We start from the raw sequence: 12,708 nt of genomic DNA on the forward strand, positions 1-12,708 counted from the left end.
TTGTAATATGCATCTGTTTTGCATATTCTGCTTGAGAAATTATTTTCGGATTAAATCCTTGAACGAGCGTTAACTTTAAATCCTTCGTAAATTTTGTCATACAAAAAACTGTACCTCCAATTGTTAGACTGTGTCTAACAATTGGGGTGCAGTTCACTTATAGTTAGCTTTTTATATATTAACACGTAAAGGTTTAAACAGACATATAAGCAGTCACGCTTTGTCATCACCTTGTTGTTGTAAATTAGTATTTCTCCATTGAATAGACATTCCATAATATCGTATTTTGATTAAAACTAAAAAACATACTTAACACTAATAGTAAAATTTTTCTTCTTCATCAAATTCACTTCTTTTCTTTTTATAAACATAAAAAAAGGATCTCTATTTATATAGAGATCCTTTCTAACTTTATAATTTACTAGACTGTAACCCCTGAATAAACGGAACTACTTCAGGATTTACAAGCGATGATAAATCACCTAATTCTTTTCCTAAGTAAGCTGCTTTAATAACACGGCGCATTACTTTAGAATTACGTGTTTTCGGTAAATCTTCTACAACGTGGATGTCTTTAGGACACAACGCTTTTCCAATATGAGAGTTTACTAAACTCATTAATTCTTTCTTTAATTCTCCTGTGAATGTTACATGATCTCTTAACACTACAAAACAATGACAAACTTCACCTTTTACTTCGTCAGGTACACCAATTGCAGCAGCTTCGATTACATCGTTATGTTTCACAAGAATAGATTCATATTCAGCAGGTCCAATACGTTTACCTGCAATATTTAACGTATCGTCTGAACGCCCTGTGATGATATATTGTTCACCATCGTAAATGACCCAGTCACCGTGGACCCATTTATTTTCAAAACGCGACCAATATGTGTTTACGTAACGTTCATCATCTTCCCAGAAGCTTTTCGTCATACCTACCCAAGGTTTCTCTAAGCATAATTCTCCGACTTCATCTCGAATTGGTTTACCTTGATCATCCAGTACGACAGCTGCCATTCCTGGTAAAGATGCGTTAAAACTAATCGGTGCTATTGACTTAATAAGAACATTACCGAAAATCCCACCAGAGATTTCAGTTCCACCTGAGTAGTTACAGATTGGGACATTTCCTTTTCCAACTGTTTCAAACAGCCACATCCATGGATCAGGATTCCAAGGTTCTCCTGTTGATGCGAATACTTCCAAACTCTTTAAAGAATGTTTATTGACATACTCATCACCTTTTGCCATCAATGCTCGGATTAACGTTGGCGAAATACCTAGATGAGTAATCTCATATTTATCAACTGTCTCCCATAACCGGTCTGCTTCTGGGAAGTCTGGAACACCTTCGTACATAACCATCGTTGCTCCATTAATGAGTGAACCGAATAATAGAAACGGCCCCATCATCCAGCCCATATCAGTTACCCATAATACACGATCACCTTGTTTAATATTCATTCCAAATCCTGCATCAAAAGCTGCTTTCAAAGGAAATCCTGCATGCGTGTGTACTGTTCCTTTCGGCTTACCAGTCGTTCCTGATGTATAAATGAGCATTAATGGATCATCACTTTGCATTTCCTCGGCATGTATGAATGGTTTTTCTTTTTCTAGCGTACTCCACGAAAAGTCATAGTTATGTGGTGTAAAATCATTTCCTGCATGACGAACGATAACAACTTTTTCAACAGTTGGGCAATGTTCACAAGCTTTATCTACTTCATCTTTTAAAGAAACAATTTTACCGCGGCGTGAAAATCCATCTGCGGTAATAATCATTTTTGAACCTGCCGCTTGCACACGTGTCATGACTGCATCAGACGCAAAGCCTGAGAATATTGGTGAAATAATTGCTCCGATTTTCATTACAGCTAGCATCGCAACAACTGTTTCTGGAATCATCGGCATATAAATTGTTACACGGTCACCTTTCTCAATACCCGCGTGTTTCAAACCATTTGCAACACGACTTACCCAGTTGTCAAGCTCTTCATATGTAAATGATTTTGAAGTTCCATTTTCCCCTTCGTACTGAAGTGCTGGCTGTATTCTCGTCTCTTCATCCGCAAGCCAGCGGGATAAAGCTGATTCTACAACGTTACATGTTCCGCCATTATACCACTGTGCAAACGGTGTACCATTTTCTAAATCTAACACGTCTGTATAAGGTTTCATCCATTGATAGCCTACTGCCTTTTCTGCCTCTCCCCAAAACCAAGCTGTTTCCTCGATAGATTTATTATAAAAAGTTTCATAATCTTCATATCCCAATGATTTCATCCAACCATATAAACGTGTTTTTTCCTTGTACTCTTCTGTTGGAAACCAAACTGCTTGTTTCAATGTTTTCCCCTCCTTAACTTTTTGAGCAAGAAAGCCCTAAATAGGGCTTTTAAACTGGATATACAGGATGTTTACGATCCGTGAATACTTGATATTTACTCATATACATTTCGAAACGTCCTTTTAATTCTTCACGTAAATTGTTTGGATGAACAATACCATCAATCACCATCTCTGATGCTAAATGATAAATATCAATATCTTTCTTATACTCTTCACGTTTTTCAGCAATGAAGCTAGCACGCTCTTCTTCTGGTAAAGCTGCAATTTTATTTGCATATACAGCATTAACCGCAGCTTCTGGACCCATTACCGCAATAGAGGCTGTCGGTAATGCCAGGCAACAATCTGGTTCAAATGCTGGACCTGCCATCGCATATAAACCAGCACCATATGCTTTACGAACAACGATAGAAATCTTCGGTACAGTTGCTTCACTCATTGCAGAAATCATTTTTGCACCATGGCGAATAATACCAGCACGCTCTACTTTTGTTCCAATCATAAATCCTGGTACATCCGCAAGGAATAATAATGGAATATGATATGCATCACATAAATTAATAAACTTAGCAGCTTTATCAGCTGAATCATGGAATAATACGCCGCCCTTCATACGCGGCTGATTTGCAATAATACCAACAGGCTTACCATCAATACGTGCTAAGCCTGTAATTAGCTCTTGAGCAAATAATTTTTTCACTTCATAGAAGGAACCTTCATCAATAACTCTATTAATGAGATCTTTCATATTGAAAGGAGCATTTTGATTTTCTGGAATGATTTGTTCTAACGTTTTATCGAATTGTTTCGGTTCTTGAGGTGTAACCAATGGAGTCTTTTCTAAGTAGTTATTTGGAAAATATGAAATGTATTGTCTTGCTTGTGTAATCGCATCTTCTTCTGTCTTGCATAAAACATCTCCGCATCCTGATACAGAGCAATGCATACGAGCTCCGCCCATCTCTTCTAAAGTTACCTTCTCACCGATAACCATCTCAGCCATACGAGGAGATCCTAAATACATAGATGCATTTCCTTCTACCATCATTACAACGTCGCAAAAGGCTGGAATATAGGCACCACCAGCTGCAGAAGGTCCAAATAATAAGCATACTTGAGGAACTTTACCTGATAATTTCACTTGATTATAGAAGATTCTTCCTGCACCACGGCGCCCTGGGAACATTTCTACTTGATCTGTAATGCGCGCTCCAGCAGAGTCGACTAAATAAAATAACGGAACACGTAGTTTTTCAGCTGTTTCTTGAATACGTAAAATCTTTTCAACTGTGCGTGATCCCCATGATCCAGCTTTTACAGTAGAATCATTGGCCATTACACATGCAGTACGACCATGTATTTTACCCGTTGCCGTTACAACGCCGTCCGCAGGTAAGCCTGTTTGTTCACAGTTAGCAAATAATGCATCTTCTACATATTCGCCATTATCAAATAGAAGCGCTAAACGATCTCGAACAAATAATTTTCCTTTTGCTTTATTTTGTTCATGATACTTTGGTGCGCCGCCTTGTTTAATCGTTTCAACTCGTTCTTCAAATGAATTAGATTGTTGTTTTTGATCTAACATATTTACTCCCCCTTATACGTTGGTGTGCGTTTTTCCTTGAATGCTTGTAATCCTTCTAATCTATCTTTCGTATGGATTACACCTTCATACGCTTGTTTTTCCATTTGTAATCCGGTATGTAAATCAACTTGAATACCATTTGAAATTGCCTCTTTTGCTAATCGAACAGCAATAGGTCCATTACTAGCAATTTTCTCTGCTATTTCAATCGCTTTCTCTTCAAGTAAATTAGCTGGTACAACAAATTCTACTAAACCATATTCTTTTGCTTCTTGCGCTGAAATACGTCTACCTGTATAAATTAATTCTTTCGCTCTACCAACACCAATTAATCTCGGTAAGCGCTGTGTACCACCCGCTCCTGGTATAATTGCAAGTGTCGTTTCAGTAAGACCAAGACTTGCAGATTCAGCAGCAATTCTAAAATCACAAGCTAAACTTAATTCCGTACCACCACCAAGTGCGATTCCATTTATAGCAGCAATAACTGGCTGTGGTAATTGTTCAACCATCTCCATAGTCGTGCGAATCATACTAACAGCATGGCGAACTTGTTCCTCATTCATACCAGCACGTTCTTTTAAATCAGCACCAGCACAAAATGCTTTTTCACCAGCACCTGTTAGAATAACTACACGCGTATTGGACTCTTCACTTATTTGAGTTAATATGTTTTGTAACTCTTCTAATAACGCTAAAGATAATGAGTTTGCTTGTCTTTCACGATATAACGAAATCTTTACAACGTGAGGTGTTACATAATCAACTGAAATGTTTTGTAATTGTAGCATCTTCTCACCTACTTATCGTTTTATGTTGAAGCGCTCTATACACATGACTCGGTAATTGGATATTTAGCTTACTTTGAATAAATTGACTAGCTCGCAATAACTTTTCTTCGTCTATATTCGTTTGAACTCCTAATTTATGGAGCATATGTACTAGGTCATCAGTAGCAACATTACCTGATGCTCCTGGTGCATAAGGGCAGCCCCCGAGTCCACCACAAGAACTATCAAATGTTGTAATACCGTATTCTAATGATTTAACTACATTTGCTAGAGCCATTCCATACGTATTATGAAAATGCATGGCAAACTGCGAAGCATCATACTTCTTTAATAGATGTTCTAATACTTGTTCTACTTGTAATGGATTCGCTACACCGATTGTATCCCCAAGAGAAACTTCATAAATGCCGTATGAAAATAGTTGATTACATAATTCGTCAACTGCTGTGACACTTATATCCCCTTCATAAGGACATCCAAATACAGTAGAAACATAGCCTCTTACCTTTTTCCCTTCGAATAATGCCTGTTTTGTTATATCTTCGATTACAACTAACGCTTCTTTAATCGATTTATTAATATTACTTTTATTATGAGATTCACTTGCTGATAAAAAAACATTCACCTCATCTACATTTTGCAAAAAAGCTCGTTCCAAACCATTTTGGTTCGGAACAAGCGCAGCATATGTAACATTTGGATCTCTTTTCAGCTCAGAAAACACATCATTTGCATCCGCTAATGCTGGGACCCATTTTGGGTGAACGAATGAGGAAACTTCAACATACGACAATCCTGCTTCTGTAAGTAGTTGAATCCATTTTACTTTATCTTTTGTGCTAACAATCTTTTTTTCATTTTGTAAACCATCACGTGGTCCTACTTCTTTAATGACAGCAAAATTAGGTAGTTTCAATTCGCTTCCCCCTATATCTCCCTATTCAATTTCTAATAATACATCTCCTTCATTTACAAAATCGCCTTCTTGCACATTAATTTTCATAACTGTGCCGGCTTCTTCTGAAATGATTGGAATTTCCATTTTCATAGATTCTAAAATGACGACATCCTGCTCTTCCTCTACTGTATCTCCTACTCCTACAACAATCTTCCAAACGTTTCCTGCCATCGATGCGTATACTTTCGTCATCATTTTTTCCCCCTTAATATTGTTAGATCTTATTTTTTAACGAGTTGTTTCGTTACAAAACCCGTTGTATAAATACCCGCTTTGAACACTTCGTCTCCCAAAACTTGCAGTAGCATTGGCGTGTTCGTTTTAATACCTTCTACTTTCAATTCTTCTAGAGCATCATGTAATTTCGAAATTGCTTCTTCACGAGTCTCGCCATGTGCAATGACTTTCGCAATCATTGGATCATAGAAAGGTGTAATCGTTACATGATTTTCTAAGAAGTGATCAATTCGTACATTTGACGGTAATGTTAAATCTGTAATTTTCCCAGGTGACGGGAAGAATGTTTTCGGATCCTCTGCATAAATACGAGCTTCAATGGCATGACCACTACGTTTTACATCATCCTGAGTAAATGATAGTTTCTCTCCACTTGCGATAAGGAGTTGCTGTTCTACAAGGTCTAATCCCGTAATTTCTTCTGTCACTGGATGCTCTACTTGTAATCTCGTATTCATTTCTAAGAAATAGAAATTTTTCTGATTATCTACAAGAAACTCAACTGTACCTGCATTTGTATAGCCAAGTGCTTTGGCAGCTTGTACAGCAACTTCTCCCATCGCCTTTCGTGTACCTTCATCTAAAAATGGTGAAGGTGCTTCTTCGATTACTTTTTGATTTCGGCGCTGTACCGAACATTCACGCTCCCATAAATACACTGTGTTACCATGTGTATCTGCTAAAAGCTGAATTTCAATATGATGCGCATCTGCTATATATCGCTCTAAATACATTTCTCCGTTACCGAAGAAGTTTTGCGCTCTTGTTTTATTACTTTCAAACGCTTTGGTGAGCGTTTGCTCAGTTTCCATCAACTGCATACCAATGCCTCCGCCGCCTGCGGATGCCTTAAGCATTAATGGATAACCAATTTGTTTTGCAATTTCAATTGCTTCTTCAGCAGTTTCAATATTTGTAGTAATACCTGGGACTACTGGGACATCTGCTGCTTGCATTGCGATACGTGATTCAATTTTACTTCCCATCTTCGTAATGATTTCTTCTGAAGGACCGATAAATACGATTCCTTCTTCTTTGCAGCGAACCGGAAAAGACGGATTCTCTGATAATAAACCATAACCCGGATGAATGGCTTCTGCATTTGTCTTCTTAGCTATTTCAATAATTTTTTCAAGGTTTAAATAACTTTCTTGAACACGCGGTCCACCTACTAAGTAAGCTTCATTTGCCATTTTCACATGAAGGGCATTTTCATCTGCTTCAGAATAAATAGCAACAGTGCGAATGCCAAGTTTTTGACAAGTTTTCATAATACGAACAGCGATTTCCCCGCGATTCGCAATTAATATTTTTTGAAACATAGTGATTCCTCCCTTTTATCTACATCCTAAATGTCTAGCAATTACGAGACGTTGAATTTCAGAAGTTCCTTCACCAATTTCTAATAGTTTCGCATCACGAATATGTCGTTCAACTTCATATTCACGCATATAACCATATCCACCATGAATCTGTACTGCTTGATTCGCAATACGGCTTGCTGCTTCCGATGCAAATAGTTTTGCCATTGCCGCTTCTTTGCCGAAAGGTTTATCGTTATCTTTTAACCAAGCTGCTTTATGTACTAAATTGCGTGCTAGCTCTACTTCAGTCGCCATATCAGCTAATTTAAATTGAATCGCTTGGAAATTAGAGATTGACTTTCCAAATTGTTGACGTTCTTTCGCATATTGTAATGCACGTTCAAAGGCTGATTGCGCAATACCAACTGCCAATGCTGCGATTGAAATACGCCCTCCATCAAGTGTATATAAAAATTGTTTAAAGCCTTTATTTACATCACCAAGAATATTTTCTTTCGGTACACGAACGCCATCAAGTACGATTTCACAAGTATTAGAAGCGCGAACACCCATCTTATCGTAAGGACTTGAAATCGTTAATCCTTCACTCGTAGTAGGCACGATAAATGCAGAAATACGTTTTCTACCATTCTCTTCAATACCGTTGACAGCGGTTACAATAATTGTATTTGCATACTCTGCGTTTGTAATCCAACACTTCTCACCACTGATTACATACTCATCACCATCTAATACCGCTTTCGTTTGAGTACCACCTGCATCTGATCCAGCATTCGGCTCCGTTAATCCGAAGGCACCTAATGTTTTACCTGACGCCATTGGAACTAAATACTTTTGTTTTTGTTCTTCTGTACCGAAATAATAAATTGGAGAAGCACCTAATGAAATTGTTGCAGCATAGCTTAAACCGGTGCCACCACAAGCGCGACCAATTTCTTCAACTGCTAACGCATACGATACCGTATCGCCACCTGAACCTCCATATTCTTCTGGGAATGGGATGCCTAATAATCCTAGTTCGCCCATTTTTTGAAATGTTTCATATGGAAACTCTGCAGTTTTGTCATAATATACAGCTTTCGGTGCGATTTCCTTTTCAGCAAAGTCACGTACCATTTCTTTAATCATTTGTTTTTCGCGAGTTAGAGTAAATTCCATTCCGCTACACACCCCTTATCGAATATTGAGTTTCGACAGCGTGCGAGTTTCTACTACAAACATAACAACTTAAAAGACAAGAATATTAGTTAGACAATTGCTACAATTCTGTCATAACTTAATTTTAAAACAGATTCTGTACTAATGCACAAAAAAATTCCTACATTGTTCTACAACAACATAGGAGATTTTGTGTCGAATTATGTAATTTATTGTTTAATAATCTCTACCTTTTCCCGAATCAGAAATTTCTACTAATGCTTCAGGGTATGGTTCGAAATACGTTTGTCTTAATAAATACTTTTCATCAAATCGAATAGCCCATGATTTTAATATTGTAAGTAAACTACTAAGTGGTATTTTCTTTTCTGCATACTTTTGTAACAGTTCTATAAAATGATCTTTTTCTTGTTTTTTTAACTTTGTTTTAAAATATCCAAAAATGTGCTCGCATACATTTACATTCGATGTATAACGGGGCGCACGCATAAATAATTCATATAAAGTCTTCTCATAGTTTTCAAATACCACTTCAATCTTTTCATTTTTTTGATTTGCAATTATACGACCTAATTCCTTTTGTTTCACCTGATTATATGCCATAAATAAATATTTATTGTCCGACTGAAACGATACAAGTTCTTTCATATTTTTATTGTGTTTAATCATTTTGTAATATGCGATTGTAAATAACCTTGTAAAGAAATGCTCTCTAATAATAAAATTCGACAATCTACCTTCCTCTTCAATAGGAAGATGCGAAAATTTTTTTACTACTGCTCCGCCAAATAAGCCAGCTCCTTTTCCCTTTGCTGGCGCTTTTTCAAAACCAGAATAAATTTTCACATCACGCGTACCACAACTTGGTGAACGATTCTTTAAAATAAAACCATCTACATCCGGTATCGTTTGTAAAAAGTCATTTGAAAACTGCTCCATTTTTTCAGTTACATCTTCTCGTGTCGACGGTTGCACAAGTCTATTCTCACCATTTTCTTCTACAATTCGTATCGTTTCACGAGGAGTCCCCAATCCAATCTCCACTTCTGGACAAACAGGTATAAATGTAACAAATGGCTGCAAATTTCGTATTGTTACATCTGGAATCATCTCTCCATTATAACGACAAGCATCAAATTCTAAACATTTACTTACGACGATTGTAGGTTTTGCAAATTGTCGCATCTTATTACCTCCTTATTGCTAGCCCGTATAATATAAATTGTACTAAGATTAACATTTTAAGCAAAGTTTGATTCAGTTATTTTTATGAGAAATATATATCCAATGATATATTAACAATCATTCAACTCTATTTTCTATAAATGTGCGCCCTATTAATGAGGGTTTAGATATTGTGAAATGAATAATACACACATGCTTCGGAGAAATTAATGATTAAGAAAGGAGGGATTGTTATGAAAAAGAAATTATCATCTATTTTAAGTGTTTTAGCACTATCTATTATGTTTTTAGGTACATCTACGCAAGCTGAATACGATGGAAATAATATGAATAGAGTTAATAACACTGATATTTCAACTCGAGTAAATGACAATAACTTAGACAGAGTTAATAATGATGTAAGAACTCGAAATGTAAATACAACAAATGATTTAAATGATAATCGTGATAAAAATAATAATTGGGCTTGGCTTGGTTTATTAGGACTAGCAGGATTATTAGGTCTTAGAAGAAGAGACAAAGAAACACGCTGATTTAGAATGTTTTTAGTAAACAAGTACTTATTTATCAAAAATATATAATGAAAATAAATCGCCTTTTTAAAGGCGATTTATTTTTACTTAAAAGTAATGTATGTAATTCACACTTCAACGATTAAAATCGTGGAGTTAATCCATACAATATAAATTGAATCGTATTTTCAATTTCCGCTTCATCATTCCATTTTTCTTCAGGCAATAATAAAAATCGTGTTAATAATAAACCTAATACAGCTGATAAAGTAAGACGTAGTACGGAAGATGGTGGTATCTCAATAATTTCCCCTTCTTCTTGAAATTTCACAATCAACTTTTTGAAATGTGAAAACAGTTCTGTTTCTACTAATTGCTGTATTTCATTTTTCAGTTCTGGTTGGAATGGCACCTCTTGAATTAATATTTTTATCATAGGAAAGTGTTTTTGAGCAAATTTAAACCTATTATGAATTACAACCCTTAAAAGTCCTTCGTATGATTCATAATCCGATTTAAATATTTCTTTTGCAAAGGTTTGTACGAAAAATGGTGCAGCGAACTTAGTTAAAGTTGGCATTACGACCGCTAGTAATAAATCTTTTTTTGTTTTATAGTAGCGGAAGATGGTTCCTTCCGCTACACCAGCACGCTTTGCAATTTCACTTGTTGAAGTTGAAGCGTATCCTTTTTCTCCAAACATATCAACAGCCGCCTCTAATATACGCATTTGACGTTCATTTCGTTTATCCGTATTAGTTGCAGCTATTAATTCCTCCAGCCAATCCTTCTGCATTTATAAAGCTCCTTTTTGTCATTATTATATTTTGCGATGTTTCTTTAAAGCAAATACATTTCCTACTGCAAATAATATTGCAAAAAGTAATAACACAGTAAGATCTAATGCAATCTCTGTAAACCCTTGATTCCGAATCATCACTTGTCTCATTGCGTCAGCGCCGTATGTGAGTGGAAATACTTTCCCTAACATTTGTAGCCACTTGTTCATAGATTCCATTGGAAACAATCCAGAAAAGAAGATTTGTGGCACAATAACAGGCGGTATAAATTGAATCATTTGAAACTCATTATTTGCGTATGCCGATAAAAACGTACCTAATGTTAGTGCAGTTAAAGAGAGCATACATGTAATAAGTAACGTTAGCCATATGGAGCCAGCTACGTATAAATCTAAAATATAAACGGAAAAACTTACGATAATAATGGATTGTATAAAGGCAAAGATTCCAAAACCAATAATATAACCTGCGACTATTTCCCATCTTCTTACTGGGGTGGATAATAACCTTTCTAGCGTACCACTTAAACGTTCTCTTACGAAAGATACACCTGATAATATAAATACAAAGAAAAATGTAAAGAAACCAATTAATACAGGACCAAGCCCATCAAACATCGTAAAGTCTTTAGAGCCATGTAAATAATTTACTTCAGATTTCATAATCGATACATCATTCTTCTCTGTGCTTTTTTGCAATACTTGAAGTACAGCACGATTTTTTGACGAATCACTACCTTCCAACAGAAGTTTCATTTTTCCATTCTCTATTCGAAATACTGCATCTACCTTTTGTTTTTCCAACTCAGAAATCGCCTTTTCCTTACTGTATTCATAAATTGACGCTTCTTGATTTTTCATCACTTTTACTATTTGAGCGGGCATATCAACAACAGCAATTTGCGGTATATAGTCTTTCTGTGTAAACACTAGTGACAAAAGCCAAAGTAATAACATCGGTGCTCCAAACATCATTGCTAACGAACGCTTATCTCGAAAAAATTGACGAATAATACGTATGATTACACCAGTAACTCTCATGATGGCACCACCTCTTCTAGCAAAAAGACATCTTCAATCCGTCCAGATGACACGCGTTTTTTCAATTCTTCAGTTGTTCCAACCGCAACTAGTTTCCCTTCTCTAATTAACCCTAGACGCTCACAAAATTCAGCTTCATCCATAATGTGCGTCGTTACAATAATCGTTGTGCCTTTCTTTTTAAGATCATAAAATTTTTCCCAAATCGTTTTTCTAAGAAGCGGATCTATCCCCACTGTAGGCTCATCTAAAATTAATATTTCTGGTTCGTGAAGGAGCGCTATTGCTAATGATAAGCGTTTTTTCATTCCACCTGAAAATTGTTGTACTTGCTTTTTCATATACTGTGACAATTGTACAAGTTCAAAAACCTCTGCAATTCTTGTCTTTTTACGTTTTCCCTTTAGTCCATACATCGTTGCTATAAAATCTGCATTTTCATATGCTGATAATTCTTCGTATAATGCATCCGCCTGGGCCATATAACCAATTCGTTTCATCTCATTTAAATTAGGCATATTAGTATTATTAACAAGCACTTCACCTTTCGTTGCCTCATTAATACCTGCAATCATTTTAATGAGCGTTGTTTTCCCCGATCCAGAAGGTCCAACAAAACCAAAAATCTCTGCTTTTTCAACTTGCAATGAAAGATTGTGTAACACTTCTTTTTTTCCAAAACTTTTTGATACAGTCTGTAAAATAATTGAAGGTTGTTGCACGTTTCATCCTCCTTTTCCAATAAAAATGAGTGAGTAC

General features: G+C 36.1%; 12 protein-coding genes. 1 reads left to right on the forward strand and 11 read right to left on the reverse strand.

Going from position 1 to position 12,708, the window contains the following annotated elements:
* Window positions 1-411: 411 nt before the first annotated feature.
* The 8 genes from ACTFRM_RS28300 to ACTFRM_RS28335 all read right to left on the reverse strand — a co-directional run bounded on the left by ACTFRM_RS28300 (window position 412) and on the right by ACTFRM_RS28335 (window position 9,597).
* Window positions 412-2,352: an AMP-binding protein gene (locus ACTFRM_RS28300; RefSeq protein ID WP_086408040.1), complete on the reverse strand. Its 1,941-nt coding sequence runs from the start codon at window positions 2,350-2,352 to the stop codon at window positions 412-414.
* 49 nt (window positions 2,353-2,401) lie between these two features.
* A complete protein-coding gene (locus tag ACTFRM_RS28305; RefSeq protein ID WP_000886744.1) occupies window positions 2,402-3,943 on the reverse strand; it encodes an acyl-CoA carboxylase subunit beta in 1,542 nt (513 codons plus the stop codon).
* Between the two features lie 2 nt (window positions 3,944-3,945).
* Window positions 3,946-4,734, reverse strand: coding sequence for an enoyl-CoA hydratase (locus ACTFRM_RS28310; RefSeq protein ID WP_000939818.1), 789 nt, complete (start codon window positions 4,732-4,734; stop codon window positions 3,946-3,948).
* A 4-nt stretch (window positions 4,735-4,738) separates the two neighbouring features.
* Window positions 4,739-5,650 (reverse strand): hydroxymethylglutaryl-CoA lyase, encoded by a 912-nt coding sequence (mvaB, locus tag ACTFRM_RS28315; protein ID WP_440043806.1) that lies wholly within the window; start codon window positions 5,648-5,650, stop codon window positions 4,739-4,741.
* A gap of 21 nt (window positions 5,651-5,671) precedes the next feature.
* Entirely contained in the window at window positions 5,672-5,887 is a 216-nt protein-coding gene (locus ACTFRM_RS28320; RefSeq protein ID WP_001987345.1) for an acetyl-CoA carboxylase biotin carboxyl carrier protein subunit, read from the reverse strand.
* 26 nt (window positions 5,888-5,913) lie between these two features.
* Window positions 5,914-7,251: an acetyl-CoA carboxylase biotin carboxylase subunit gene (locus tag ACTFRM_RS28325; RefSeq protein ID WP_173600793.1), complete on the reverse strand. Its 1,338-nt coding sequence runs from the start codon at window positions 7,249-7,251 to the stop codon at window positions 5,914-5,916.
* 15 nt (window positions 7,252-7,266) lie between these two features.
* A complete protein-coding gene (locus ACTFRM_RS28330) occupies window positions 7,267-8,412 on the reverse strand; it encodes an acyl-CoA dehydrogenase (RefSeq protein WP_000397279.1) in 1,146 nt (381 codons plus the stop codon).
* A 216-nt stretch (window positions 8,413-8,628) separates the two neighbouring features.
* Complete coding sequence (locus tag ACTFRM_RS28335; RefSeq protein WP_001248638.1) at window positions 8,629-9,597, reverse strand: YbgA family protein; 969 nt, start codon at window positions 9,595-9,597, stop codon at window positions 8,629-8,631.
* A gap of 233 nt (window positions 9,598-9,830) precedes the next feature.
* Between ACTFRM_RS28335 and ACTFRM_RS28340 the strand changes: the two genes are divergently transcribed.
* On the forward strand, window positions 9,831-10,130 hold the full coding sequence (locus ACTFRM_RS28340) for a WGxxGxxG family protein (protein ID WP_000728157.1): 300 nt from the start codon (window positions 9,831-9,833) through the stop codon (window positions 10,128-10,130).
* 121 nt (window positions 10,131-10,251) lie between these two features.
* Here the strand turns inward: ACTFRM_RS28340 and ACTFRM_RS28345 are convergent, their stop codons facing one another.
* The 3 genes from ACTFRM_RS28345 to ACTFRM_RS28355 are packed head-to-tail and all read right to left on the reverse strand — an operon-like array spanning window position 10,252 to window position 12,671.
* On the reverse strand, window positions 10,252-10,905 hold the full coding sequence (locus ACTFRM_RS28345) for a TetR/AcrR family transcriptional regulator (RefSeq protein WP_001168184.1): 654 nt from the start codon (window positions 10,903-10,905) through the stop codon (window positions 10,252-10,254).
* A gap of 24 nt (window positions 10,906-10,929) precedes the next feature.
* Window positions 10,930-11,949 carry an ABC transporter permease gene (locus ACTFRM_RS28350; RefSeq protein ID WP_440043807.1) on the reverse strand — a complete coding sequence of 340 codons (1,020 nt, stop codon included), beginning with the start codon at window positions 11,947-11,949 and terminating at the stop codon, window positions 10,930-10,932.
* A complete protein-coding gene (locus ACTFRM_RS28355; protein WP_001187059.1) occupies window positions 11,946-12,671 on the reverse strand; it encodes an ABC transporter ATP-binding protein in 726 nt (241 codons plus the stop codon). Before ACTFRM_RS28355 ends, ACTFRM_RS28350 begins: the two co-directional genes overlap by 4 nt.
* Between the last annotated feature and the right edge of the window lie 37 nt (window positions 12,672-12,708).

Source organism: Bacillus cereus group sp. MYBK227-1 (assembly GCF_051916325.1).
GTDB lineage: Bacteria > Bacillota > Bacilli > Bacillales > Bacillaceae_G > Bacillus_A > Bacillus_A cereus.